Origin of the sequence: Collinsella sp. AF19-1LB (assembly GCF_003459655.1) — a bacterium.
Lineage (GTDB): Bacteria > Actinomycetota > Coriobacteriia > Coriobacteriales > Coriobacteriaceae > Collinsella.
Map to the genome: position 1 here is coordinate 68,413 of NZ_QRWO01000001.1, position 25,225 is coordinate 93,637.

Annotated in this window: 16 protein-coding genes; 11 read left to right on the forward strand and 5 right to left on the reverse strand. The window is 61.2% G+C overall.

All coding sequences use genetic code 11. From position 1 onward, the window contains the following. Positions 1 to 74: 74 nt before the first annotated feature. The 5 genes from DWX39_RS00355 to DWX39_RS00375 all read left to right on the forward strand — a co-directional run bounded on the left by DWX39_RS00355 (position 75) and on the right by DWX39_RS00375 (position 8,794). Entirely contained in the window at positions 75 to 1,223 is a 1,149-nt protein-coding gene (locus tag DWX39_RS00355) for a glucose-1-phosphate adenylyltransferase (protein WP_117758101.1), read from the forward strand. A gap of 4 nt (positions 1,224 to 1,227) precedes the next feature. After that, positions 1,228 to 2,355 (forward strand): glucose-1-phosphate adenylyltransferase subunit GlgD, encoded by a 1,128-nt coding sequence (gene glgD, locus DWX39_RS00360; protein ID WP_117564079.1) that lies wholly within the window; start codon positions 1,228 to 1,230, stop codon positions 2,353 to 2,355. 90 nt (positions 2,356 to 2,445) lie between these two features. Next, positions 2,446 to 4,743 (forward strand): glycogen synthase GlgA, encoded by a 2,298-nt coding sequence (glgA, locus tag DWX39_RS00365; protein WP_199411420.1) that lies wholly within the window; start codon positions 2,446 to 2,448, stop codon positions 4,741 to 4,743. Between the two features lie 429 nt (positions 4,744 to 5,172). After that, a complete protein-coding gene (locus tag DWX39_RS00370) occupies positions 5,173 to 8,469 on the forward strand; it encodes a 4-alpha-glucanotransferase (protein ID WP_117758102.1) in 3,297 nt (1,098 codons plus the stop codon). An 88-nt stretch (positions 8,470 to 8,557) separates the two neighbouring features. After that, positions 8,558 to 8,794, forward strand: coding sequence for an FmdB family zinc ribbon protein (locus DWX39_RS00375; RefSeq protein ID WP_117758103.1), 237 nt, complete (start codon positions 8,558 to 8,560; stop codon positions 8,792 to 8,794). A 141-nt stretch (positions 8,795 to 8,935) separates the two neighbouring features. On the opposite strand, the gene DWX39_RS00380 is transcribed toward DWX39_RS00375, so the two are convergent. The 5 genes from DWX39_RS00380 to gltX all read right to left on the reverse strand — a co-directional run bounded on the left by DWX39_RS00380 (position 8,936) and on the right by gltX (position 16,310). After that, on the reverse strand, positions 8,936 to 10,336 hold the full coding sequence (locus DWX39_RS00380; protein ID WP_117758104.1) for an RsmB/NOP family class I SAM-dependent RNA methyltransferase: 1,401 nt from the start codon (positions 10,334 to 10,336) through the stop codon (positions 8,936 to 8,938). Next, positions 10,333 to 11,253: a methionyl-tRNA formyltransferase gene (gene fmt / locus DWX39_RS00385; RefSeq protein WP_117758105.1), complete on the reverse strand. Its 921-nt coding sequence runs from the start codon at positions 11,251 to 11,253 to the stop codon at positions 10,333 to 10,335. The genes DWX39_RS00380 and fmt overlap by 4 nt, the downstream gene beginning before the upstream one ends. A gap of 362 nt (positions 11,254 to 11,615) precedes the next feature. After that, positions 11,616 to 12,152, reverse strand: a complete 537-nt coding sequence (def, locus tag DWX39_RS00390; protein ID WP_055250379.1) for a peptide deformylase — start codon at positions 12,150 to 12,152, stop codon at positions 11,616 to 11,618. 18 nt (positions 12,153 to 12,170) lie between these two features. Beyond that, the gene (priA, locus tag DWX39_RS00395; protein WP_117758106.1) at positions 12,171 to 14,624 is read right to left on the reverse strand and encodes a primosomal protein N'; all 2,454 of its coding nucleotides are present in this window, start codon (positions 14,622 to 14,624) and stop codon (positions 12,171 to 12,173) included. Positions 14,625 to 14,834: 210 nt separating this feature from the next. Continuing rightward, on the reverse strand, positions 14,835 to 16,310 hold the full coding sequence (gene gltX, locus DWX39_RS00400; RefSeq protein ID WP_117758107.1) for a glutamate--tRNA ligase: 1,476 nt from the start codon (positions 16,308 to 16,310) through the stop codon (positions 14,835 to 14,837). 284 nt (positions 16,311 to 16,594) lie between these two features. Here gltX and metK point away from each other — a divergent pair, with 284 nt between their 5' ends. The 6 genes from metK (at position 16,595) to DWX39_RS00430 (ending at position 25,213) form a co-directional block, all read left to right on the forward strand. Beyond that, on the forward strand, positions 16,595 to 17,875 hold the full coding sequence (gene metK / locus DWX39_RS00405; protein WP_117758108.1) for a methionine adenosyltransferase: 1,281 nt from the start codon (positions 16,595 to 16,597) through the stop codon (positions 17,873 to 17,875). 312 nt (positions 17,876 to 18,187) lie between these two features. Beyond that, a complete protein-coding gene (gene sdaAA / locus DWX39_RS00410) occupies positions 18,188 to 19,795 on the forward strand; it encodes an L-serine ammonia-lyase, iron-sulfur-dependent, subunit alpha (protein ID WP_117758109.1) in 1,608 nt (535 codons plus the stop codon). 149 nt (positions 19,796 to 19,944) lie between these two features. Continuing rightward, positions 19,945 to 21,660, forward strand: coding sequence for a L,D-transpeptidase (locus DWX39_RS00415; protein WP_158561592.1), 1,716 nt, complete (start codon positions 19,945 to 19,947; stop codon positions 21,658 to 21,660). A gap of 132 nt (positions 21,661 to 21,792) precedes the next feature. Next, positions 21,793 to 23,229: an efflux RND transporter periplasmic adaptor subunit gene (locus DWX39_RS00420; protein WP_117758111.1), complete on the forward strand. Its 1,437-nt coding sequence runs from the start codon at positions 21,793 to 21,795 to the stop codon at positions 23,227 to 23,229. Further along, positions 23,229 to 24,002 carry an ABC transporter ATP-binding protein gene (locus tag DWX39_RS00425; protein WP_117637734.1) on the forward strand — a complete coding sequence of 258 codons (774 nt, stop codon included), beginning with the start codon at positions 23,229 to 23,231 and terminating at the stop codon, positions 24,000 to 24,002. Before DWX39_RS00420 ends, DWX39_RS00425 begins: the two co-directional genes overlap by 1 nt. Further along, complete coding sequence (locus DWX39_RS00430) at positions 23,999 to 25,213, forward strand: ABC transporter permease (RefSeq protein WP_117758112.1); 1,215 nt, start codon at positions 23,999 to 24,001, stop codon at positions 25,211 to 25,213. Before DWX39_RS00425 ends, DWX39_RS00430 begins: the two co-directional genes overlap by 4 nt. The last annotated feature ends 12 nt before the right edge of the window (positions 25,214 to 25,225 follow it).

The following is a 25,225-nucleotide window of genomic DNA, read 5'->3' on the forward strand; positions in this document are numbered from 1 at the left end:
TATTCGGTGGGCGCGACCAGGCGCTGCGCCCACCGCTAATGGGTTAGGAACATCGATGACAGAAGGAGAAATCGATGAGTAAGAAAGAATGCATCGCGATGCTCCTCGCAGGAGGACAGGGCAGCCGATTGGGGGCACTCACCCAAAAGATCGCTAAGCCGGCGGTTAGCTTTGGTGGCAAGTTCCGCATTATCGACTTTTCGCTCTCCAACTGCTCCAATTCGGGCATCGACACGGTGGGCGTTCTGACGCAGTATCGCCCCTACCTGCTGCATGCCTACGTGGGCTCCGGCGAGGCGTGGGATCTGGACAGCCGCGACGGCGGCGTGTCGATCCTGCCGCCGTACGAGACGCAGACCGGCGGCGCCTGGTACGCGGGCACGGCAGACGCCATCACGCAGAACCTCGACTACATCAAGGCCAACGACCCCAAGTACGTCCTGATTCTTTCGGGCGATCACCTGTATCGCATGGACTACCGCAAGATGCTCAAGACGCACATTGATAACAATGCCGACCTCACAGTGAGCGTTATGCCCGTGCCTTGGGAGGAGGCCAGCCGCTTTGGCATCCTGACCACCGACCCCGAGGACGGCCGCATCACCAAGTTTACCGAGAAGCCCGATAAGCCCGATTCGAACCTCGCATCCATGGGCATCTACATCTTCTCGGCCGATGTGCTGATCGAGGCGCTCGAGGAGGACGCTCTGGACCAGCGCTCGAGCCACGACTTTGGCAAGGACATCATCCCCAAGCTGCTCGGTGAGAATAAGCGCCTGTACAGCTATGAGTTCCACGGCTTCTGGAAGGACGTCGGCACCATCGCCAGCTTCCATGAGACCTCGATGGACCTGCTGGGCAACAACCCCGAGTTTGATCTGTTTGACAAGAACTTCCCCATCATGTCCAACATCACCACGCGTCCGCCGCACTACATTGGCCCAGACGGCCGCCTGGACGACTGCCTGGTCTCCAACGGCTGCAAGATCTACGGCACCGCTCGCCACTCGATCCTTTCGACCGATGTCATCATCGAGGAGCGCGCCGTGGTCGAAGACTCCGTGCTGCTGCCGGGTGCGCACGTTAAGAGCGGTGCGCACATCTGCCGCGCTATTTTGGGCGAGAACTCCACGGTCGAAGAGGGCGTGAAGCTCGGCTCTGTCGATACCACCAAGGATACGGCCGTCGTTGGAAATGACGTCGTTATCGGGAAGGGGGAATGATCCGATGATCAATCGCAAGGCCATCGGTTATATCACCGCTAACTACTCTTCGTCCTACGGCAGTGTCTTGCTCAAGGACCGCCCCATCGCGTCCGTCCCGTTTTTGGGCCGCTACCGCCTGATCGACTTTCCGCTGTCCAACATGATGAATGCCGGAATCAAGACCGTCGGCGTCGTCATGCCGGGCAACTACCGCTCGCTGATCGATCACGTGGGCTCGGGCAAGGACTGGGGCTTGGACCGCAAGAAGGGCGGCCTGTTCATGGTGCCCGGCAACGCGTATGGCACCACCAAGGGCGGCATGCGCTTCCTGCTGCGCGACATCATCTCCAATAAGACGCTGTTCCAGCGCTCGGAGAAGCCCTATGTCGTGATGATGGGCACCAACATCATCTTTAACATGGACCTCAACACCATCATCGAGGCGCACGAGAACTCCGGCGCTCAGATGACCGTGGTGTACTGCAAGGCCACGCGCAACGTCGATGACGAGACCAAGCTCGAGATTAACGAGAACGGCCGCCTGACGGGCGTGAGCGCCGGTGTCGTGTACGGCGACAACGCCTCCATGGACTGCTGCATCGTCAACCGCGAGACGCTGCTCGAGATCATCGACCACTACCAGGCCGCCGACTATCTGGACCTGCTCGAGGCGCTCCAGGGCGACTTTGGCAACATCGACGTGTGCAGCTACGAGTACAAGGGCGAGGTCGTGGGCGTGTTTAGCGAGAAGTCGCTGTATCGCCGCAGCATGGACCTGCTCGACCAGACCGTGGCCGACCAGCTCTTCGATCCCGAGCGCCCGATCCTGACCAAGGCTCACGACGTGCCGCCTTCGCGCTATGCGACCGGCAGCCACGCGTGCAACTCGATTATCTCGGCCGGCTGCATCATCAAGGGCACCGTGCGCAACTCGATCCTGTCGCGCGGCGTCGTGGTCGAGGAAGGCGCTTCGGTGACCAACTCGATCATCAACCAGAGCTGCATCATCAAGAGCGGCGCCCGCGTTGAGAACGCCATTCTGGACAAAAACAACGTGGTCCCCACCAACACCGAGCTTCGCGGCACGCCCGAGAATATTCTGGTGCTGGGCAAGGCTCCGTTAACTTCTGACACCACCATCGTACGTTAACGTTGGCACCGCAACATCGCTCGTAACATGTAGAATAGCCGCCCGGTTCGCGCCAGGCGGCTATTCTCGAATTGCAACATGGGAGACAATATGGCAGATTCCAGCAAAAAGATGCAGATCGTGTTTGCCTCGGCCGAGTGCGCACCGTTTGTGAAGACCGGTGGCCTGGGCGACGTGGCGGGCTCGCTGCCTGCGGCGCTCGTGCGCGCCGGCGCCGAGGTTATCGTGATGGTGCCCAAGTACGCCACCATCAAGGCCGAGTACAAGGCGCAGATGGAGCACTTCTCCGACTTTTACGTGAGCCTGGGCTGGCGCAACGAGTACTGCGGGCTCGAGAAGCTTGAGCACGACGGCGTCACGTATATGTTCGTGGACAACGAGCGCTACTTTGCGCGCGACTATCCGTACGGCTTCTTTGACGACGGCGAGCGCTTTGCGTTCTTCTCCAAGGCCATCACCGAGAGCCTGCAGCACCTTCCGTCCGGTTTTGAGTGCGACATCCTGCACTGCAATGACTGGCAGACGGCACTTGCGCCCGTGTTTTTGCGCGAGTTTTACCAGGGCCTGCCGCTGTATGACCGCGTCAAGACCGTGTTCTCGATCCACAACGTGGCGTTCCAGGGCCAGTTTAGCGACACCGTAATGGAGGACATCCTTGGTGTGGCTCATATTCCGGCGGCCGCCTCACAGCTGCGTTGCGACGCCTGCAGCATCAACTACATGCTGGGCGCGCTGCGCTATGCCGATGCCATCACCACGGTGAGCCCCACCTATGCCAACGAGATCCAGACGCCCGAGTTTGGCGAGGGCCTGGACGGCGTTCTGCGCGAGCGCTCCTATGCGCTGCAGGGCATTTTGAACGGCATTGACGTGGCGGGCTTTGACCCGGCGACCGACAAGCGCATTGCCGCCAACTACACCGTCGAGGACCGTTCCGGCAAGGCCGTGTGCAAGGCCAAGCTGCAGGAAGAGCTGGGGCTCGAGGTTCGCGACGACCGTCCGCTCATGGTGATGGTCACGCGCCTGACGCGCCAAAAGGGCATGGACCTGGTCATGTACGCACTCGACCGCATCCTGGCCGGCGGCGTGCAGGTGGCCGTGCTGGGTACCGGCGACCGCGACTACGAGGACGGTCTGCGCTACTTCCAGGACAAGTACCCCGGCACCATGGCCGCGCGCATCGAGTTCGATCCGGCGCTGTCGCAGCGCATGTATGCCGCCGCCGACATGTTCCTGATGCCTTCGAAGTTTGAGCCCTGTGGCCTGTCGCAGATTATCGCCATGCGCTATGGCACCCTGCCCATCGTGCGCGAGACCGGCGGCCTGAAGGACACCGTGCAGCCGTACAACGAGTTTACCGGCGAGGGCACGGGCTTCTCGTTTAGCAACTTTAACGGCGACGAGATGGGCGACGCGGTGTTCCGCGCGGCGCGCCTGTTCTGGGATAACCGCGACGCTTGGAACCAGCTGGTCACGCAGGCCATGAGCCAGGACTTTAGCTGGACGCGCTCGGCAGACAAGTATCTGGACCTGTACTTCTTTATGCATCCGGAGATTGAGCGGCCGGCGGCTGTTGTCGACGAGCCTGTGGTTGTGGCTGAGAAAGTTGAGGCCGAGCCCGAGCCCAAGGCCGAGTCGGTTGTTGAGGCGCCCGCTGCTGCTGAGGAGCCCAAGTCTGAGGAGAAGCCGGCTGCGAAGCCTGCGGCAAAGAAGACCACGACTCGTAAGACGACGACTAAAAAGGCCACGACAACAAAGGCCGCTGCGAGCAAGACCACCACTGCCAAGGCAACTACCGCCAAGGCAGCGACCACGCGCAAGCGCACCACCGCAGCTGTCAAGAAGGCCGCCGAGGCCGAGGTCGTTCCCGAGGTAAAGGCCGAGACCGCTGCAGCCGAGGTTAAGCCCGCGGCAAAGGCTCCGGCCAAGACCGCCGCCAAGAAGACGACCGCGTCCAAGAGCACAACCAAGACCCCTGCCACCAAGAAAGCTACAGCTACCAAGGCCACTGCAACGAAGGCTGCCGCAAAGCCGGCCGCCAAGGTCGAGGAGACGCCTGCCGAGTCCAAGGCGGAGGCAACCGTCGAGGCCAAGCCTGCCGCCAAGACCACCTCGCGCAAGCGCACGACGACAGCCAAGAAGACCATGGCAAAGACCGCAACTCCCAAAGCAGAGACTAAGCCCGCTGCTGCCAAAGAGGAGCCCAAGGCCGAGGTAAAGGCCAAGCCGACGCCGAAGGCCGCTGAGGTCAAGGCCGCACCGAAGGCAGAGGCTAAGCCCGAGCCTGCCAAGGAGACTCCGGTCTCCCCCGCCACTCCGGCCGAGGAAAAGGCTCCGACCAAGAAGACCTCCGTCCGCAAGGCAACTGCCACCCGCAAGCGCCGCTAATCCTGACGATTAAAACTTAATCCTCAACGCAAAAGAGGGCGCCCCAAGCAGGCGCCCTCTTCTTGGTTGAACCCCGCATTAAAAAGAGGGCCGGTTTACTACGACAAAATGGCTCCGGCCGACCACGGCGAGTAATCATCGAAATTGGCAACGCTTCTACCTGCAGTTTTAATATCACTAAAATGACTGTGGTTGAGATCATTCAATTCGTCGTAGTAAACCGGAGCTGTTTTGTTTGGCTACAAATACTATCTACATAGGCGTTTTCGAGTATCGCGATAATGTGGATGGTAAAACGATTTTCTAGGACAACCGTTCGCCGATAATGAGCGGCTGTAGTTTATACAACTAAAGTGCAACGATATACTTAAGTATTGTGCGTTAAGCCCATGGCCCGCTGGCCATGATTGTATAGAACTGGACCGTACTATGAGATTGATTCACAACAGCCGTCTGCCGCAGTTTCGCACTCCGTTTGGCGCTGTGACCACTGGAACTTCCGTTGCACTCTCGGTGATTTTGGAGGATGCCGATCCCAACCAGGCAACGCTTACGCTGCGCACCTGGATCGATGAAATCGGTGAGTCTCTGTATCCCATGACGCACGAGGGCGACGGCATATTTACCGTAGAGCTTGAGTGCACCGAGCCCTGTCTTATCTGGTACAGCTTTATATGCAATATCGAGGGCCAACCCGAGGTTCGCTTGGGCGCGCCGCAAGGCCGCACCGGCGGCGAGGGCGTAACCTACGACTACGCCGAGGTCCCGTCCTTCCAGATTACCGTCTACAAGCACCGCGAAGTTCGTCCCGAGTGGTACGAGCGTGGCATGGTTTACCAGATCTTCCCCGACCGCTATGCACGCGACGAAAACTGGCGCGAGCGCACGCAGACCGAAGTCGAAAAGCCTCGCAACGGAATCCAGCGCCGCATGGTCGAGGACTGGAATGAACCGCCCGAGTACAAGCGTGCCGAAGACGGCTCCATCAAGACCTGGGATTTTTACGGTGGCTCGCTCAAGGGTATCCAAAATGACCTGCCCCGCATCGCGGAGCTGGGCTTCACGGCCATTTACCTCAACCCCATCTTTGAGGCCGCGAGCAACCACCGCTACGACACGGCCGACTACACCAAGATCGACCCGATCCTGGGCACCGAGCAGGACTTTACCGAGCTGTGCCAGGCAGCCGAGAAGCTGGGCATCTCCATCATCCTGGACGGCGTCTTTAACCATACGGGCGATGACTCGATCTATTTCAACCGCTACGGCAACTACCCCGGCGTGGGCGCCTGGCAGAGCGAGGATTCGTCGTGGCGCGATGCGTTTTATTTCCACGAGGACGGCTCGTATGACTGCTGGTGGGGCGTGGGCAACATGCCCGCCATCAATGAGAGCTCCGAGCTGGTACGCGAGCGGCTCCTGGGCAAGGACGGCGTGATCCGTAAATGGCTACGTGCCGGCGCTCATGGCTGGCGCCTGGACGTGGCCGACGAGCTTTCCGACGACTTCCTGGCCGAGATAAAAAAGGCCGTGCTCGCCGAGAAGCCTGACGCACTGTTGCTCGGCGAAGTCTGGGAAGACGCCTCTAACAAGATTAGCTACGGCCATCTGCGCCGCTACCTGCAGGGATCCGAGCTGGACTCTGCTATGGATTACCCCTTCCGCGACGTGGTCATCGGCTTTTTGATGGGCTACAAGAACGCCTACGAGGCCGCCGAGGATATCGAGACCCTGCGCGAGAACTACCCGAGCGAGGCATTGTCCTGCGCGCTCAATCTGCTTTCGAGCCACGACCGCCCGCGTATCATCTCGGTACTCGGCGGCGGCCCCGACGAGTCGCAGCTGCCCGAGTGCGAGCGCAGCAAGTGGCGTCTGGACGAGAACTCGATGGGCCTGGCCAAGAGCCGTTTTTGGCTTGCAACGCTTATGCAGATGACCTTCCCCGGCGTGCCTTCAATTTACTACGGCGACGAATACGGCCTGGAGGGCCTTACCGATCCGGGCAACCGCCGCACCCTGCCGACCAAGGACCAACTGCACGACTTCGATACGCTGGCTATTGTCAAAAACGCCTCTGCGGTACGCCGCGCACTGCCGTTTATGATCGACGGCGAGATCAAGGCCTTCGCGCTCAACGACGAGGTGCTGGCCTACAACCGCACGGGCAAGAATGGCGAGTCCGCGACGGTTATCATCAGCCGCAGCCTGCGCAATTCGCACCGCGTGACGATTCCGGCGCTCGGCGAATGCGCGAGTGACGTGATCAGCGGTCACGAATGCGAGATCCACAACGGTACGGTCACGCTCGATCTGTATCCGCTGGGCTCGTCGATCATCTATCACCATGCCGAGCAGCGCCTGCAGGAGCCGCTCGATCACGGCGCGGGCGTCGTTTGTCATATCACCTCGGTACCCACCGACGACGGCAAGCCCGGCACGATCGGCGCACCCACGCGTCGCTTTATCGACCATCTGGCCGCCATGGGCATGCGCTACTGGCAGGTCCTGCCCGTCAACCCAACGGACTTCTTCCGCTCCCCTTACGCCGGGCCTTCGGCCTTTGCGGGCAATATTGACCTGCTGCCCGAAAGCCAAGAGGAGCTGGCGGCCGACTTTGAGACTTGGAAGGCCCGTGGCGGCGAGGATGCAGACCCGCTCTACACGGCGTTTAAGCATCGCAACGCCGATTGGCTCGAGAAGTACTGCGTCTACATGGCCGTCAAGAAGTACTTTGAGGGCGAGTCGCGCCACGATTGGCCGGCAGATGTCGCGCGCTACAACGAGCATCTGATTGACGACAAACGTTTCCACGACGAGGCAGAGCTGCAGGCGTACATGCAGTACCGCTTTGACCTTGCCTGGTGCGAGCTCATGAACTATGCGCACAAGAAGGGCATCGAGGTCATCGGCGACATTCCCATGTACGTTTCGGACGATTCGGCCGACGCGTGGAGCGAGCCCGAAAACTTCTGGCTTTCCGATACCGGCAAGGCAATCGAGATCTCCGGTGCGCCGCCCGATAACTTTGCGCCCGAGGGCCAGGTGTGGGGCAACCCGACGTTCCGCTGGGACCACATGAAGCAGAACGGCTACCGCTGGTGGATGGACCGCCTGCGTCGCGCGTTCTCGCTCTACGACCGTGTGCGCCTGGACCACTTCCTGGGCTTCCACAGCTACTTTAGCATTCCCGCAGGCAAGGCCTGCGCCGACGGCCGCTGGCTGGCGGGTCCGGGCAAGGACCTGTTCCAAACCGCCTTTGACGAGCTGGGTCCGCTCAACTTTATCGCCGAGGACCTAGGCTACCTGACGCCCGGTGTTCGCGCCATGGCTTCGACCTGCGGCTTCCCCGGCATGGACGTGCTGGAGTTTAGCGATTACGACGTTCGCTGCGGCGTGCATCCAACGCCGGGCAAGATTCTATACACCTCGACGCACGATACGTCGACACTCGCCGGTTGGTGCACGCGCTCCTTTGCTGGCGGCGACGAGCCGAGCGGTGTTGAGGTGGCGGCCAAGCTGATGGGCGACGCGCTCGCAAGCAATGCTCCCCTGGTGATGATGCCGCTGCAGGATGTCCTGGGGCTTAGCGACGACGCGCGCATGAACGTGCCGGGTGTCGCCACGGGCAACTGGACCTGGCAGGCCGATGAGGCAGACGTTGCGGCCGCTGAGGGCAAAACTGCACAGCTCCTGCGCAACACCCATAGATTCTGGGGCGAAGCGTGATAAAACCCCCGATATAGGGTACAGTTACAGCTGTTTGAATTTATGCGGGCAGAGCGATCTGCCCGCTTTGTGCTGAAAAGGAAGTATTATGGCGCGCTACGATTACAAGTGCTCGAGTTGCGGCAACGTGTTTGAGGTTGAGCATCCCATGTCCGAGACCCCCGAGGTCGTGTGTCCGAGCTGCGGCGCTCCGGCGACAAAAACGTTCTCGGCAAGCGGCATCAAGTTTGAGGGCAGCGGCTTCTACAACACCGACCAGCGCAGCGGAGGCTCCAGCACCAACGCCACCAACGGCTGCTGCGCCAACTGCCCGCACAGCCACTAAGAACAACGCAGCCCCGCGACCGGCACCGATCGCGGGGCTGCTTCTTTAGCTACCCAGGTTTCCTTATGAGTTGCGGTGAAATAAGGACTGATTGGCGGCTAGAAGCCGCTATTCAATCCCTATTTCACCGCAACTTAGTCGTTACTTGCGGACCAGGCGGGCGCAGAAGTGGCCGTCGTAGGAGTCGGCGTTTACCGGCACGCTTTGGAAAAGGCCACGATCGTTTTGACGGACGGCCACCAGCTTCTTGGCCTGTGCGAAATCGGGCAGCTGCAGAATCTGGGCTTCGGAGAACGGTGCCACGGTAAAGCCGGCGCCCTCGGGAGAAGCCAGGAAGGCATCCACGACCTGCGTGTTCTCTTCATCAAAAACCGAGCAGGTAGCATAGATAAGTTCACCACCGGCAGCCACGCGCGCGGCTGCTTCCTTGAGCATCGTCAGCTGCAGACGGGGCAGCTCAGTCGTAACGTCGTTCTCGGTCAGACGCCACGGAATCTCGGGGTGGCGGCGCATGGTGCCGGTGCCAGAGCACGGCGCATCGATAAAGACCGTGTCGAACAGGGCGGGTTCGCCAAGCATCGCGTCAAAGGACGTAAGCACCTCATTGAGCTCGCAGGCATCGCCCGACACCGTACGAACACCTGAGATACCCGCCTTGTGCAGGCGCGCGAGATTCTGATCGCACTTACGATCGTGCAGATCGAGCGCAGTATGCTGACGCTCGTACCCGGCACGCTTGGCCTGGCACATCATCACGTAGGTCTTGGTGCCGCGACCGGCGCCAATCTCCAGGCAACGACCGGGACGTGTCGCGGCAGTAGCGATAAGCTGAGCGTTGAGGTCCGAGGCAACCGCGGCAGCACGCTCAAACACGCCCGATGCAACCGCGACCTGCGCATCGACCGGAGCATGGCAGCCCGGGAAGACAGGAGCGACGAGCTGCGAGATATACGGGTCGGGTTTGGTCGCAAACGCGTTCTCATGCAGGGCCAGCGGCGCGGGGGCCAGATTGCCGGCGAAGTTCAGCGCGCCCTCGGGCGTATCGAACGAGGCAATAATTCGAGCGCACAGCCAGCGCGGCAGACCCATCAGGCGCGACAGACGAACCAAGCGTCGCTCAGACTCACCCACATCGGACGCCGTGGCAAAGTCCTCAACGTTGTCCGCAACCTTATGCAGCACGGCGTTCGCCAGACCGGCGGCCGATTTAGCACCGCTGCGAACCAGCTCAACGCCCTGGCTCACGGCAACGCGACCCGGGGTATGCAGGTAGAGCATCTCGAAGGCCGAGATGCGAAGCGCCATGCGAACGCGCGGCGCGACCTTTTTGGGCTTATCCAAAAATTGATCGAGCAACTCATCCAAAATACCCTGCGTGGCGGCAACACCAAGCGCCAAACGGGCGGCAAAAGCAGAATCGCGCTGGTCAATGGCCTTGGCGGAAGCACGTGAAGACAACACGTCACGTGCGTACATACCGCGACGATCGGCCTCCATCAACACATCGAGCGCAAGCTTGCGCGCGGGAGACAACTTGCTCATGACAGTACACCCCACCTAAGTTCGGCACCCTGCAGGCCGGCAGCCCAGGCAGAGGCAGCCATTGCACGCTTGCCATCGGGCTTAACCTCGAGCAGTTCAACAGCGCCATCAGAAAGGCCCAGGTAGACACGCTTGGCCTTAACGAGAACCTGACCCTCGCCAAGCGACACATCGGAAAGCGCAGCATCGAGCACGCGAACCATCTTGCCGGCAATCACGCAACGGGCAGGCGCGGTATCGGACGAAGCGAGCACATGGCGCACGCAATCGAGCGCCGCCATCTGCGGATCCAGACGCATCTCCTGCTTGGAAATCTTGGCAGCATGAGTGACGAGCGACTCATCCTGCTCAGTCCACACGGCGGTGCCATCAGCAAGCGAAGGAAGCGTATCGGCAAGCAATTTGCCGCCAAGCTCAGCAAGCTCCATGGTCAGCGCCTCAGCATGCTTACCGGCAACCGACGTCGAGGCCTGCGCGCAATAAGCACCAGTATCAACGCCATGCCCAATGCGCATAATAGAAACGCCAGCAACCTCGTCACCAGCAAGAATCGCACGCTGAATGGGAGCAGCGCCACGCCAACGAGGCAACAGCGAAGCATGAACATTCACAATACCAAGCGGCGCCATATGCAGCACCTCATCAGGCAAAATGCAGCCATAGGCAGCCACACAGAAAATATCAGCCTGCGCAGCCTGGAGCGCCTCAACAACCTCAGGCGTCATGCGATTTGCCTCAATAACCGGCAACCCCAGCTCAAGCGCCTTGGCCTTAACAGGAGAAGGCTCAAGCTTCTTACCACGCCCACGAACAGCATCGGGACGAGTAATAACAAGCGCAATCTCGTTCCCAGCCTCAACAAGCGAAGTCAGCGAAGGCACAGCAAAATCAGGCGTACCCATAAACACAATACGCATAAAGAACGTCTCCCCTCAACCAAAGCCGAGACGGCTACAAACAACAGCGGAAAGCCAAGTACCCAGCCCATCCGCAATAACAATTCAACAAGAACAAATATACCCAAAACCAAAGAAAGAGCCGCAATAAAAGCAGCTCTCTCTCAACAAAGACTATCAGCGAAGACGCCCCTCCCTGGCCCGACGGCACCCGGGCGAAAAGGAGCACGAAAACGCAGTCCCCTTCCGCCGCAGGGCTTAGGTTATTGCTCCACGCGCAGTTCCGCACGAGCCGAAGAGCACTTAATGTGCTCTTCGTGCGAGCAGGACTGTTTGAGCATGGAGCAAAACCTAAGCCCTGCGGCGGAAGGGGACGGTGGGACCTACTCCGTCTCGCCCGGTCGAGCGCCGCGGGCCAGGGCGTCCTGGTACTCCTTGACTGCCTTGATGCGCTGCATCGGCTTGAGTCGCTCAAACATGGTGTTGCCATGCAGGTGATCGATCTCGTGCTGCAGGCACACGCAGAACAGGTCGCCCGTTGCCTCATAGCGAATCAGGTTGGCGTCCAGGTCATACGCCTCGACGACGACATGATCGGGACGCTCGATCTCGCAGCTAATGCCGGGGATGGACAGGCAGCCCTCGCTAAACGGCACCAGATGGTCGCTCTGCTCAACAATGACAGGGTTGATGAGCACGTACGGGTCGTAGTCGTTCTTGTCGCTGTAGTCGCAGTCGATGGTGACGAGTTGAATAAGCTCGCCGATCTGCGGAGCAGCCAGGCCGCAACCGCCGTTGTCGAACATCATCTTCTTCATCTTCTCGGCAAGCGCCTCGATCGCCGGGGTGATCTCCTCGATCACGGCGCACTCCTGACGCAGGCGAGGGTCGGGCGACAGTACGATTCCGTTGGCTTCCATGGCCATCCTTTCGGGTTGTTACATCAAATCATAGGCATCGACGTCAACGCTCACGCTTACGCCGCGCACGGAGCCCACCTCTTTGAGGCAGGCGTCGATATCATCAGAGACATGGTACCCCACGGGCGACTTCACAAGCAGATGGAAGCGGTAACGGTCCTTGGCTCTCTCGATTACACACGAAGCCGGGCCCAGCACCTGCGGCATGGCACTCCCCGCCCTCAAAAAGTCGGGCGCGGCGGCATGCCAGCGGCGCTTAAGAAGCTTTGCAATGCGCCCAATGTAGTCCTGCGCGTCGTCTCGGTTTGCCGACCACACCAAGATGTTGACCAGGCGCACAAAGGGCGGATACAGCGCGTCGCGCCGCTGGTCCAGGTCGTAGTCGGTAAAGATCGAACGGTCGTGCTCAGCGACGGCGCGAATGACCGGATCCTCGGGCAGGTAGGTCTGGATGATCACCTCACCGGGACGATCGCCGCGACCGGCACGGCCCGCCACCTGTTCCAGCAGATCGTAGGCGCGCTCCCCTGCGCGGAAATCGGGCAGCTTGAGGGCGAAGTCGGCATTGACCACGCCCACGAGCGTGACCTCGGGAAAATCGAGACCCTTTGCGATCATTTGGGTGCCCAGCAACACGGCGCAATCGGCCGCATCGAACTGCTCGAGCAGCTTTTTGTGCGCATCCTTGCCGCGCGTGGAGTCGGCATCCATGCGGATGATGGCGACGTCCTCGGGCAGCATCTGGTGCAGTGCGTCCTCGATCTGCTGCGTGCCCAGCCCCATTTTTGCCAGGTAGCGACTGCCACATTTGGGGCAACGGCTTGTGGGCGCCGGATAGGGCTGCACGCGCCAAGACGAACCGCATGTGTGACACTGCAGCGTGTGCGTGCGCTCGTGATACGTAAGCGCGGTGGAGCAGTGGTTGCAGGTGGGGACGCAGCCGCACTCGCGGCACATCAGGAATGGCGCAAAGCCACGGCGGTTATGCAGAAGCACGGCCTTCTCGCGGCGCTCGACCACACGCTCCAGGCCTTCCATCAGCGGTTTTGAGAACATGGAGCGGCTGCCGTGTGCGAACTCGCGACGCAGGTCGGCAATGCGGACCGTAGGCAGCACGGCGTGTCCGGGGCGCTCGGGCATCTCGACGCGCGTCCACGTGGCACCGCCGTACGTTCCGCGACGGCAGCGATCGAGCGCTTCGGCAGAAGGCGTGGCCGACCCCAGCACGAGCGGGCAGCGATAGCGGCGCGCCATCTCGGCTGCCACCTCGCGCGCATGGTAGCGCGGACTGGAGCCCTGCTTGTAACTGGTCTCGTGCTCCTCGTCGATGATGATGAGGCCCAAGTCGCTGAGCGGGCAAAAGAGCGCCGAGCGAGCGCCGACGACCACGCGGGCCGCACCGCTAGCAACCATATCCCACTGGTCCAGGCGCTCGCCGGCCGAAAGCCGCGAATGGAACACGGCGACCGTCTCGCCAAAGCGCGAGCGGAAGCGGCCGACGGTCTGGGCCGTCAGCGAAATCTCGGGCACCAGCACGCAGGCCGAGCGACCGGCTGCGAGCACGCGCTCGATGGCGGAGAGGTAAACCTCGGTTTTGCCGGAGCCGGTGACGCCGTCGACCAGCACCACGTCGCCATGAGCGTCCAGACGGGCGCGCTCAATCTGCGCGAGTGCCTGTTGCTGGCCGTTGGTAAGGGAGACCGGCGCCTTGCCGCTTGCCGAGGACAGCGTGGTCTGCTCGCTGCAGCCACGCCAGGCGCGGCGCTCTTCCACCACCACGACGCCGCGTTTTTCGAGCGACTTGATGGTCGCCGACATACTGTTATAGAGAAGGTTGAGGTCGCGCGTCGTGACAGGACCACACTGGAGCGCCTCGATGAGTTGGCGCTGGCGGACCGCGGTCTTGGGTGGCGTGTAGTCAAAGCCTTCGGGCGTAAGCATCACCCAGCGGTTTTGGATGGGTTTGACGGCTGGACGTTCAACCGTCCACACGCCGTCGTCGCCCTTGACCACACGCGGGCTGCCGCCCGGTGGCAAAAACAGGCGCAGGCACTCGGAAAGCGTTGCGACGTACTCGTGGCTCATCCAACGCGCGATGCGTGCAGCCTCGGCGGTAAAGAGCGGTTTGCTGAGGATAGACTCGATGGGCTTGATGCGCACGGGGTCGAGGGCGTTGTTGCCCGGCAGATCGCCCAGATCAGGCGCAATGTCGACGACATAGCCCGCGGCGGCACGGTTACCAAAGTGGACCAGGACTGTGGATCCGATCTGGACCTCGTTGGCAAGGGACTCGGGGATGCCGTAAGCAAACGGTTCCGACAGCGCACGGGTGGGGATGTCGAGGACCACGCTCGCGTAGGCGGCAGGGGGCTCGGGCGCAGGCTTAGACTGAGCCGAGGCAGCGGCAGGCTTGGGCTTCACCGGAGCTTCCTCCGGTTCCGGCGAACCAAACAGCGACAGTTGTTGAGCCATACACCACCTCTAACGAACGGACCTGAAAGGGGTGGGACAAAATAATCAGTAGAGTTTGTCCCATGGCCGATACGAGTGTCGAGCTCGTTGCGTCACTCGAACATGGGACAAACACTACTGATTATTTTGTCCCAGCAACCCACTCATCGGTACAGAAACAAGAGCCCCGCTCGGGTGAACGGGGCTCGGATACAAACGTTTGCGCAGCGATTACAGCGCCATCGTGCGGGCGCGGTCGATGCGCGCCAGGCAGTCGTCGCGGCCGACGAGCGCCATGGTCTCGCCCAGCGGGGGGCTCACCATGTTGCCGCAGACGGCGACGCGCACGGCCTGGAACACCACGCGCTTCTTAAGGTCCATCTGCTCGGGCAGCGGCTCAAGCGCGGCGTCGATGTTGGCAGCCGTCCACTCGTCCACGCCCTCGAGCGCGGCCTTGGCGGCATCGAGAATGGCGCCCATGCCTTCCTTGGCCAGGCCCTTGTTAACAGATTTCTCGTCATACTCGAGCGTCTCGGGCGTAGCAAAGATGGGAGCGGCGACGGTCACGGCGTCGGCCGGCATCTTGGTGCGCGGCTTGACGATGGCGGCAAGCGCATCGATCCAGTCCTCACCGTACTCGACGTTGCCCTCGATGAGACCCGCCTCGTGCAGCTCGGGGACCATGATCTCGTCGGCAAACTGGGCATCGGACATGCCGTTGATGTACTCGGCATTGACCCAGTCGAGCTTCTTGGGGTCGAAGGTCGCCGGGTTCTTGGAGATGCGGTCGAGCGAGAACTTGCTGGCAAGGACATCGCGCGGGATGATCGTGGTCTCGCCGTCGAGCGACCAGCCGAGCAGCGCCAGATAGTTGACGAAGGCGTCGGACAGGTAACCGGCGTCGCGGTACTCCTCCACCGAGGTGGCGCCATGGCGCTTGGAGAGCTTCTTGCCGTCGGCGCCCAGGATCATGGAGATGTGGGCGAACGTGGGCACGGGCGCGCCGAGGGCCTCGTAGACCATGACCTGACGCGGGGTGTTGGACAGGTGGTCGTCGCCGCGGATGACATGGGTGATCTTCATCATGGCGTCGTCGACGACGGTCGCGAAGTTGTACGTGGGCGTGCCATCGGAGCGGAAGATGACAAAGTCGTCGAGCTCCTTGGCGTCGAAGGTCACCTCGCCGTGGACGGCATCGTGAATGACGACGTCGCCGCGGTCCTCGGGCACCTTGATGCGTAGGACATAGGACTCGCCGGCCTCGATGCGACGGCGGGCCTCCTCGGGATCAAGATCGCGGCAACGGCGCTGATAGCCCTGGAAGGGGTCCTTGCGCTCCTGCGCGGCCTTGCGATCGGCGTCGAGCTGCTCCTTGGTGCAGAAGCAGGGATAGGCCTTACCCTCGTCCCAAAGCTTCTGGGCAGCCTGCTTGTACAGGTCCAGGCGCTCGGTCTGGGCGTAGGGGCCAAAGTCTCCGCCCACCTCGGGACCCTCGTCCCAGTCCAGGCCCAGCCAACGCATGGCGCGCAGGATGATCTGCGTGTTCTCGTCGGTAGAGCGGGTGGGATCGGTGTCGTCAATGCGCAGGATGAACGTGCCGCCGTTAGCACGGGCGAAAGCCCAGTTATAGATAGCGGTGCGGGCGCCGCCGATGTGCAGCTTGCCCGTCGGTGAGGGTGCAAAGCGGACGCGAACGTCTGATGCCATGGAAATCTCCTCGATTGCAGGATGGATGTCTAACCGCACCAGTATAAAGCAGCAATGCCCACCTCCGCACAAAGGGCACCGACCCAGTCATTGGGGACAGACTTAAATGACCAATCTTTGGGCAACCTGTCGGCACTTAGGCAAGGCTGCTCATTTAAGTCTGTCCCCAATGAGTAGGTGCGGAAAGGGTGTGAATATTCGATTAACGCGATATCATGTGCCCTTGCATACAGAGCCCGGCGGAATGGTAACGGTCGCCGGGACACGTTTTTGAAAGGACAATCATGTCAGAAGAGCTTCGTTCCATCCCGCCCCAACACGGATCGTTTGTGTTTACGTCGGAATCGGTGACCGAGGGTCATCCCGATAAGATCGCTGACCAGATCAGCGACGCCGTACTCGACGCAATCCTCGCCAAAGAAATAGAGCTCCAGGAGCAGGGCTATATTGCGCCCAACGGCGTGCCCGCCAACGTGGAGAACGTCCGCTGCGCCTGCGAGACCCTCGTGACCACCGGCACCGTCATCGTCGCCGGCGAGATTCGCACCCAGGCCTACGTCGACGTACAGGAAATCGCCCGCGGCGTCATCCGCCGCATTGGCTACAACCGCGCCAAGTTCGGTTTTGACTGCGACACCTGCGGCGTTATGAGCCTCATCCACGAGCAGTCGCCCGATATCGCCCAGGGCGTTGACGAGTCCTTCGAGACCCAGACCGGCGCTACCACCGACCCGATCGACCTGATCGGCGCCGGCGACCAGGGCATGATGTTCGGTTATGCCTCCAACGAGACCAAGACCCTCATGCCCATGCCGCACTACCTGGCAAGCCGCCTGGCCGAGCGCCTGGCTGCCGTGCGCCATGACGGAACCCTGCCCTACCTGCGCCCCGACGGCAAGACCCAGGTCACGGTGCGCTACGAGGAAGGTAAGCCCGTGGAGGTCACGACCATCGTCATCTCCACGCAGCACGCCGCCGAGATTGAGGACATGGGCAAGATCAAGGCCGACCTCATCGAACACGTCATCACCCCGGTCATGGCCGCCGAGAACATGCCGTGGGACAACGCGGACATCTACGTGAACCCCACCGGTCGCTTTGTCGTGGGCGGCCCCATGGGCGACACGGGCCTCACCGGCCGCAAGATCATCGTCGACACCTACGGCGGCTACGGCCGTCACGGCGGCGGCGCCTTTAGCGGCAAGGACTGCACCAAGGTTGACCGCTCCGCCGCGTATGCCGCGCGCTGGGTCGCCAAGAACGTGGTCGCCGCCGGTCTGGCCGACCGCTGCGAAGTCGAGCTTGCCTACGCCATCGGCGTTTCCAAGCCCCTCTCAATCATGGTCGACACCTTCGGTACCGCGCATGTTGCCGAGGACAAGATCGTCGAGGCCGTCGAGAAGACCTTCGACCTGCGCCCGGGCGCGATCATCCGCGACCTGGACCTGCGTCGACCGATCTACGAGAAGACGGCAGCCTACGGCCACTTCGGCCGCGAAGACGCCGACTTTACCTGGGAGAAGACCGACCGAGTCGAAGAACTCAAAGCAGCCCGCGGACTGTAATTGGGAACCACCAAGGTCACAACACGCACACGCTTTCAAAAGAAGTACCGCCCCCAAGCGGTACTTCTTTTTTATTTATCCGGTAGTGAAGATGTTTCGATATGAGCCAACGCTGCGTCACTAGCTAATGAATTTTGCAGCACGGGCACTCCAACCATGTATCCTTAGTCCCGAGGGGCGGGGCATAAGGTTGATCGCGAGTTCCGCACGAGCCGGAGAGCACTTAATGTGCTCTCCGTGCGAGTCAGGACTGTCCGAGCAGGCGACCTTATGCCCCGCCCCTCGGGACGATGGGATAGAACAGGAGCGCATATGGCAGGCAAGCCACAAACACTAGCAACGACCTCGGCATTCGAGATCTTGGGCCCCGTCATGGTCGGCCCCAGCTCATCGCACACCGCCGGCGCCCTGCGCTGCGCCCAAGTTGCCGCCAGCCTGCTGGAAGGCCGCATCACCAAAGTCACCTTTGGCCTGTGGAACTCCTTCGCCCACACCTACCGCGGCCACGGCACCGATCGTGCGCTCGTCGCGGGCATCCTGGGCCTCGACACCGACGACGAGAACATCAAGCAGGCCTTCGACCTCGCAAGCGAGCAGGGCCTCGAATATCACTTTGACATCAAGGGCGACGATGCCTCCATCCACCCCAACACCGTCGACATTGACATGGTCGACGACACGGGCGCCACGGCACAGGTCCGCGGTGAGAGCCTGGGCGGCGGCAAGATGCGCATCAGCCGCATTAACGGCGTCGGCGTTGACATCTCGGGCATGTACTCAACGCTCTTCGTGGCGCACAAGGACGTCCCCGGCGTGCTCGCCGCGCTCACCAACCTGCTCGCCTACGCACACGTGAACATCGCCTTCTGCCGCACCTACCGCACCGAAGTGGGCGGACAGGCCTACTCCGTCTTTGAGACCGACGGCGCGCCCGACGACACTGTTGTCCCGATGCTGCGTAAGCTCGACAATGTCGATTACGCGACCTTTATCGAGCTCCCCGGTTCTGCCTCGTCGCTCTCCCCCGGCGTCTCGGCAAAGGAAATCTTCGACGACGGCGAGCAGCTGCTCGATGCGTGCGCCGAGCTCGGCCTGAATATCGGCGCCGTTATGGCCGTGCGCGAGGCGCGTCTGACCGGCGAGGCCCACGCCGTCGCCGCCATGCGCCGCGTGCTCGACGTCATGCGCGAGGAGACCACGACCCCCATCGTCAATCCGCAACGATCGCTCGGCGGGCTTATCGGCGGCGAGGCTAAACTCGTCGATGCCACCGGCCGCAACGATTTGAGCACGAGCCTGATGGGCACCGTTCAAACCGACGCCGTGGCCCGCGCGATGGCCGTGCTCGAGCGCTCCGCCACGATGGGAGTGATCGTCGCCGCTCCCACGGCAGGCTCCGCGGGTGTCGTGCCCGGCTGCGTGCTGGCGCTCGCCGATCACCTTCAGCTCGACGACGAGCAGGTCATGGACGCGCTCTACTGCGCAGCCGCCATCGGCCTCAACCTCACCACGAGCGCCTGCGTCGCCGGTGCCGAGGGCGGCTGCCAGGCTGAGGTAGGAAGTGCGGCCGCCATGGCAGCCGCCGCGCTGGTGCAGATGCTCGGCGGCACGCCCGGGCAGGCGCTCGACGCCAGTTCCATCGCGCTGAGTAACTTGCTGGGCCTCGTTTGTGACCCCGTCGGTGGCCTCGTGGAGGTACCCTGCCAAAACCGCAACGCCATCGGCGTGGCAGCCGCCTTTAGCTCGGCGCAGCTTGCACTTGCCGGTATCAAGAGCCTGGTGCCGTTTGACCAGATGGCGCACGTCATGCTCTCCGTGGGCCACGCGTTGCCGGCCACGCTGCGCGAGACGGCAAAGGGTGGCATCGCGCAGGCTCCGGCCGCACTTTCGGCCTGTGCAAAATGCGGTGTGTGCGGATAGCGACAAAGAAAGACTCGAAGGTGGGACAAATGTCCCACCTCTTTTGAATGCCACCGTTTCCATACCACAAACAACTAGGTAATCGCTATAATGCAAGCCCAGTAAAAACACGATGAGCCGCAAGGCGAAATTCGAAGGATATGCATACGATGTCGCAAAACGATCGAACTCAACTGATTCCCGATCCGCAGCAGCCGAGCAGGCACACCGGCGGCGTTCAATCGCCGCGTCCTATCGCGCCGAGCCGCGGTCAGCAGCGAGGTGCGGCAAACGTTTCCCAACATCCGAACAAGCAGCATCAGCAGCGCCAGACAAATGGCAATGCGCCCAAGCAGCCCCCCACGCACGCTCGAGGCGATCGCGGCCCCGCACGCAAACCCGCCGAGAACAATAAGTCGGGCAAAAAGACGACGCTCTTTGTCGTTCTGGGTCTTATCGTCATTGTCTATATCGTAGGCGTCGTAGCGTTTTCGCAGGTAGCCTACCCCAACACCACTATCGCCGGCGTCGATGTCTCGTTCTCCAACGCTTCGTCTGCCGCCACCAAGGTCAACTCGGCTTGGAAGCACTATAAGCTCACCGTGACAGGCGATGACTTTAGCTGGACCTATCAGCCCGAGTCCGATGAGCCCATTGTCGACGGCGAAGCTGCCGCAAAAGAGATTATCAGCCGCAACGAAGCCATTGTATGGCCGGTTCGCCTTGTAGAATCCTTAAGCGGCAAGACCAAAACAACCGCTAGCTCCAACGAAGTCGATCTTGATCAAGACGTCGACCTGTCCATGCTCTCCGACACCTTTGACCAAAAGCAGTTTGAGAAGGATCTGGGCGCCGCCATCGACGAGTTTAACGAGGGGCGTTCGGGCGCGTTCGAGGCCAATAGCTCCTATGACGAGCAGGCCGGCAAGTTTACCGTCGAGAAGGCGCGCTCCAACGAAAAACTCAACCGCGAGCATGTCATTAAGTATGCCGAGCTCGAGCTTGCCTCGCTGGCCGAGACCTTAGATCTTTCCAAGCTCGGCAACGATGCCTATGAGCCGCTCAATGGAACGCTGACCGATGATCAGATTCAGTCTGCATGCGATGCCGCCAACAACTTCTTGGGCGTCAACGTGACCCTCAAGCTCAACGGCGAGGATGCCGGCAAGGTTGATGGCAGCTCCGTGTTGCAGTGGATCAGCTTTGCCGATCCGGCCAACCCCACGCTCGATACGTCGCAGATCAGCAGCTGGGCAGCCGAGCTCGCCAACGGCTTTAATACCGTGGGCTCCACTCGCTGGTGGACGCGCGCCGATGGCAAGCAGTGCGCCGTCGAAGGCGGCGACTTTGGTTGGTCAATCGACAGCAGCTCGCTCGCCAAGCAGGTCGAGGACGCCATCAACAACAAGCAGACCGGCGAAATCGAGATCAAGTACTCCCAGAAGGCCGACACATTTACCGCCAAGGGCGAGCCCGACTGGAAGGCCTATATCGACGTCGACCTGTCCGAGCAGCATGCGCGCTACTACGACGAGAGCGGCAACATCGTGTGGGAGGCCAACTTTATTTCTGGCAAACCGGGCGAAGACGCCACCACCGAGGGCGTATGGCAGATCAACAGCAACGATGGCGCCAGCAAACTCATCGGTGCCAAGGACCCCGAGACCGGCAAGCCCAAATACGAGAGCCCGGTAAGCTACTGGATGCCGTTCGAGGGCAATATGGTCGGATTCCACGACGCCACCTGGCAAAACGATTCGAGTTTCGATAACGCCGAATCGTACAAGTGGTGCGGTAGCCACGGTTGTATCAACCTGCGTCTGGCCGATGCCAAGTCGCTCCACGAGCGCATCAAAGTCGGCCTCTGCGTGGTCGTGCACTCGTAACGCAGCTAACGTCTACAACAAGTAAACAGCACGGCGACAAAACTTACAGTACCGTCATCCGCAACTTCTATACGCCCGCCTATCGCGACGGGCGTATATACTTATCAGAGCCATATCGATAAAGGAGACGCTATGTCCAAGGTCCCCACGATCAATCCGGGTCCTGACGATTCCGATCGCATGCCCCAAGATGCCACCGAGACCCTGCCGATTATCAGCGCTGCAGACACCAAGCAGCCCCAAACGAGTCTCGACGATTCGACCGATATCTCCGATGAAGAAGCCTATGCAAAGCTCAAGGCAAAGCGTGCCGAACGTCGACGCAAAAAGCTGATTCGACGCGGCATTGCCGCCGGCATCGTGGGTGTCATCGCGCTCATTGCAATTGTCGCAACCCTAGTTATCAATGCGCAGCCGCAGGGCGCTAGCGGGCCTGTGACCGACATGGTGACCGAGGGCACGTTTACCACAACGGTCGAGGCGAAAGGCCAGCTCAAACCCATTTCGTCCTCAGTGGTCTCCCCTTCTGTCGACGGCACGGTCGATTCGATCAACGTGCAGGCAGGCCAATCCGTCAACGAGGGCGACGTGCTCATGACCATTAAAAACGACGAGCTCGATCGCAACGTTGCCGAGGCGCAGCGTGCAGTAGCAGCCGCTCAGGAAGACCTCGCCAACGCGCAGAAAGCCGCAGCTGCCGCGCAGGCCACCCCAACGACGGACGTCGATGGAGCTTCCGCAGCGGCTGGCATCTCCGCCGCATCAGCGGACACGAACGCTGTATCGGCCGCGCAGCGCAGCCTCGCATCGGCCCAGGCAAACCTCGATCAGGCGAACGCCAAGGCCGCCAGCCGTACGGTCACGGCCCCGAGCTCGGGCAGCATCGTGGAGCTCAACGCCAAGGTCGGCGCCACGGTAACAGGCGGAATGATCATGGGCGAAAGCGATACGAGCGGCGGCAAGCAGTGCATGCAGATCGCCGACCTGTCCAAGATGAAGGTGACGGTTCAGGTGGGCGAAAAGGATATCGCCAAAATTGCCGTGGGCCAAAGCGCCAACGTGACCTATCCCGCGTTTCCCGATATCGTGAGCCAGGGCACCGTCACGGCTATCGCCTCGGTGGCAAACTCTGACTCCGGCTCCGGTAGCGGCGGCAGCGTGACCTTTAACGTCGACATCCTCATCGAAGCACCCGACAGTCGCCTTAAGCCGGGTATGACTGCCGAGGTCTCGGTAGTGACCGAGAAGCTCGACGACGTGGTTATGGTGCCGACCATGGCGCTGATGACCGAAGATGGCGAGCACTATTACGTCAATCTGGCCACCGATTCGGAAGGCAAGAAGACGCGCCGCGTGAAGGTGACCGTCGTGACGCAAAACGACAACGAAGCCGTAGTCGGCAAGACACAGATCAAGCGCGACGACCAGGGCAACGAAATCAATCCTGGCGTGCCCACAACCAAACTGCGCGACGGTGACACCCTCGTCATGGACACCGGAGCGGGCGCAACGGCTGACGGCGGCTACAGCGCGGATTCGGGCAGTATGTCTGCCGACGAGGGTATGTAATGCGTCCCGTCATCGACATCCGCAACGTGCACCGCATTTTTGAGAGCGAAGCGGGTTGCGCCCACATCTTGCACAACGTGAGCCTAGCGGTAGATCCCGGCGAGTTCGTCGCCATTACCGGCCCCTCGGGCTCGGGCAAGTCGACGCTCATGAACATCCTAGGCTGCCTGGATAAGCCGACGGCGGGCGACTACTACCTGCAAGGGCTCAACGTGGCCGAGCTTGACGATGACGAGCTCACCGAAGTTCGCGCCCTGAGCATTGGCTTTGTCTTTCAGAGCTTCAACCTGCTGCCGCGCCTGTCGGTTATCGAAAACGTCATGCTGCCGCTGGCCTACACCAACGTACCCCGTAGCCAGCGCGAAATGCGCGCCGTGCACGCGCTGCAGGCCGTCACGCTGCCCGTCGACCATTGGGACCACCGCATATCCGAGCTCTCGGGCGGCCAGATGCAGCGTGTCGCCATCGCACGCGCCCTCGTCAACGATCCGCCCATCATTTTGGCTGACGAGCCGACGGGAAACCTGGACTCCGCAACCGGAGCGCTTGTGATGGAGACCTTCCATAAGCTCCAGGAGCGTGGCAAAACCATCGTGCTTATCACACACGACCCCGGCATTGCCGCCGAGGCCGACCGTGCCATGACCATCCGCGACGGTCGTATACACGACGGCGCGTATATTCCACATACACCGCGGACCCTGCGCAGCGCCGTAGATAGCCTGCCCATGATTTCCGCCTCCGCCAACCCGCCGAAAGGAGTGGTGGCATGAGCGCCCGCGATCTCATCCAGGAAGCACTTCACTCGCTCGAGGCCAACAAGGGGCGCAGCCTGCTCACCATCCTGGGCATTGTCATCGGCATCGCATCGGTCATCGCCATGACTTCGCTCATCGGCGGCATACAAAACAGCCTGGTCAACAGCTTGGGGCTCAATGCAGCCCGCATGGTGCAGATCTATTCGTCCCAAGAACTCACGGAGTCGGATATCGAGAAGCTACAAAAACTGGTGCCGCAGATAGAGCAGATCGGCATTGTCGACAGCGCGTATACCGAGTACAAGTCTGGCGATAAAAGCTATACCGTCATGGCACAGGGTGTCGACAGCGACATGCTCGACGCCGTGGGTGCCAGCAAGCTCGTTGCAGGACGTGTCTATTCACAGGCAGAGTCTCAATCAGGCTCGCGCGTGGCGCTCATCAGCCGCGGCGGCGCCGATCAGCTTTACGGCAACGAACAGGACGCACTGGGGAAAACCATCAAGGTGTCCAACGGCGAGGTGCAGATTGTAGGCGTGATTGATGGCGGCAGCGACTCCATGGGCTCGCTCACGCTGTATATGCCACGCGAAACCATCTCCGGCCTGTTTGGCGACGAGAATCCTTCATTCCCCAGCGTGACGGCACTTGCCGCCGAGGGCACAGACATGGACGAGCTCTGCAAGACCATCGAGTCTAAGGTGCGCGCGATGAAGGGCATCTCGGAGGATGATGAGTACGACAGCGTATCGGCGACCTCCATGAAAAGCGCCATCGATGCACTCAACTCGTTTATGGGCGCCTTCTCGCTCATCATGGGCGCTGTCGCCAGTATCTCACTGCTTGTCGGCGGAATCGGCATTATGAATATGATGCTTACCAACGTGACTGAGCGCATCCGCGAGATCGGTATTCGCCGTGCCTTGGGCGCCAGTCGCCGCGATATCACCGCGCAGTTTTTGGCCGAGTCCTCGGCGCTGTGCGTCACCGGTGGCCTGCTGGGTGTCCTGATTGGCTATCTGCTGGCCTGGGGCCTCGCGATGTTTGCCGCAGGATCAGGGGTTCTCAACGAGCTCGGTGCCAGTGGGCAGATCACACCGAGCTTTTCAATCGCCACGGTGCTGCTGGCCTTCGGCGTCTCCGTCGGCATCGGCGTAATCTTTGGCTTCTACCCCGCTCGCCGCGCGGCAAAGCTCAACCCGGTGGAGTGCCTACGCTACCAGTAAGCCACCACCAGC

Bases quoted from the DNA above. Each gene is read 5' to 3' on its own strand.
- DWX39_RS00355 (WP_117758101.1), top strand. From the start codon at position 75: ATGAGTAAGAAAGAATGCATCGCGATGCTCCTCGCAGGAGGACAGGGC.
- glgD (WP_117564079.1), top strand. From the start codon at position 1,228: ATGATCAATCGCAAGGCCATCGGTTATATCACCGCTAACTACTCTTCG.
- glgA (WP_199411420.1), top strand. From the start codon at position 2,446: ATGGCAGATTCCAGCAAAAAGATGCAGATCGTGTTTGCCTCGGCCGAG.
- DWX39_RS00370 (WP_117758102.1), top strand. From the start codon at position 5,173: ATGAGATTGATTCACAACAGCCGTCTGCCGCAGTTTCGCACTCCGTTT.
- DWX39_RS00375 (WP_117758103.1), top strand. From the start codon at position 8,558: ATGGCGCGCTACGATTACAAGTGCTCGAGTTGCGGCAACGTGTTTGAG.
- DWX39_RS00380 (WP_117758104.1), bottom strand. From the start codon at position 10,336: ATGAGCAAGTTGTCTCCCGCGCGCAAGCTTGCGCTCGATGTGTTGATG.
- fmt (WP_117758105.1), bottom strand. From the start codon at position 11,253: ATGCGTATTGTGTTTATGGGTACGCCTGATTTTGCTGTGCCTTCGCTG.
- def (WP_055250379.1), bottom strand. From the start codon at position 12,152: ATGGAAGCCAACGGAATCGTACTGTCGCCCGACCCTCGCCTGCGTCAG.
- priA (WP_117758106.1), bottom strand. From the start codon at position 14,624: ATGGCTCAACAACTGTCGCTGTTTGGTTCGCCGGAACCGGAGGAAGCT.
- gltX (WP_117758107.1), bottom strand. From the start codon at position 16,310: ATGGCATCAGACGTTCGCGTCCGCTTTGCACCCTCACCGACGGGCAAG.
- metK (WP_117758108.1), top strand. From the start codon at position 16,595: ATGTCAGAAGAGCTTCGTTCCATCCCGCCCCAACACGGATCGTTTGTG.
- sdaAA (WP_117758109.1), top strand. From the start codon at position 18,188: ATGGCAGGCAAGCCACAAACACTAGCAACGACCTCGGCATTCGAGATC.
- DWX39_RS00415 (WP_158561592.1), top strand. From the start codon at position 19,945: ATGTCGCAAAACGATCGAACTCAACTGATTCCCGATCCGCAGCAGCCG.
- DWX39_RS00420 (WP_117758111.1), top strand. From the start codon at position 21,793: ATGTCCAAGGTCCCCACGATCAATCCGGGTCCTGACGATTCCGATCGC.
- DWX39_RS00425 (WP_117637734.1), top strand. From the start codon at position 23,229: ATGCGTCCCGTCATCGACATCCGCAACGTGCACCGCATTTTTGAGAGC.
- DWX39_RS00430 (WP_117758112.1), top strand. From the start codon at position 23,999: ATGAGCGCCCGCGATCTCATCCAGGAAGCACTTCACTCGCTCGAGGCC.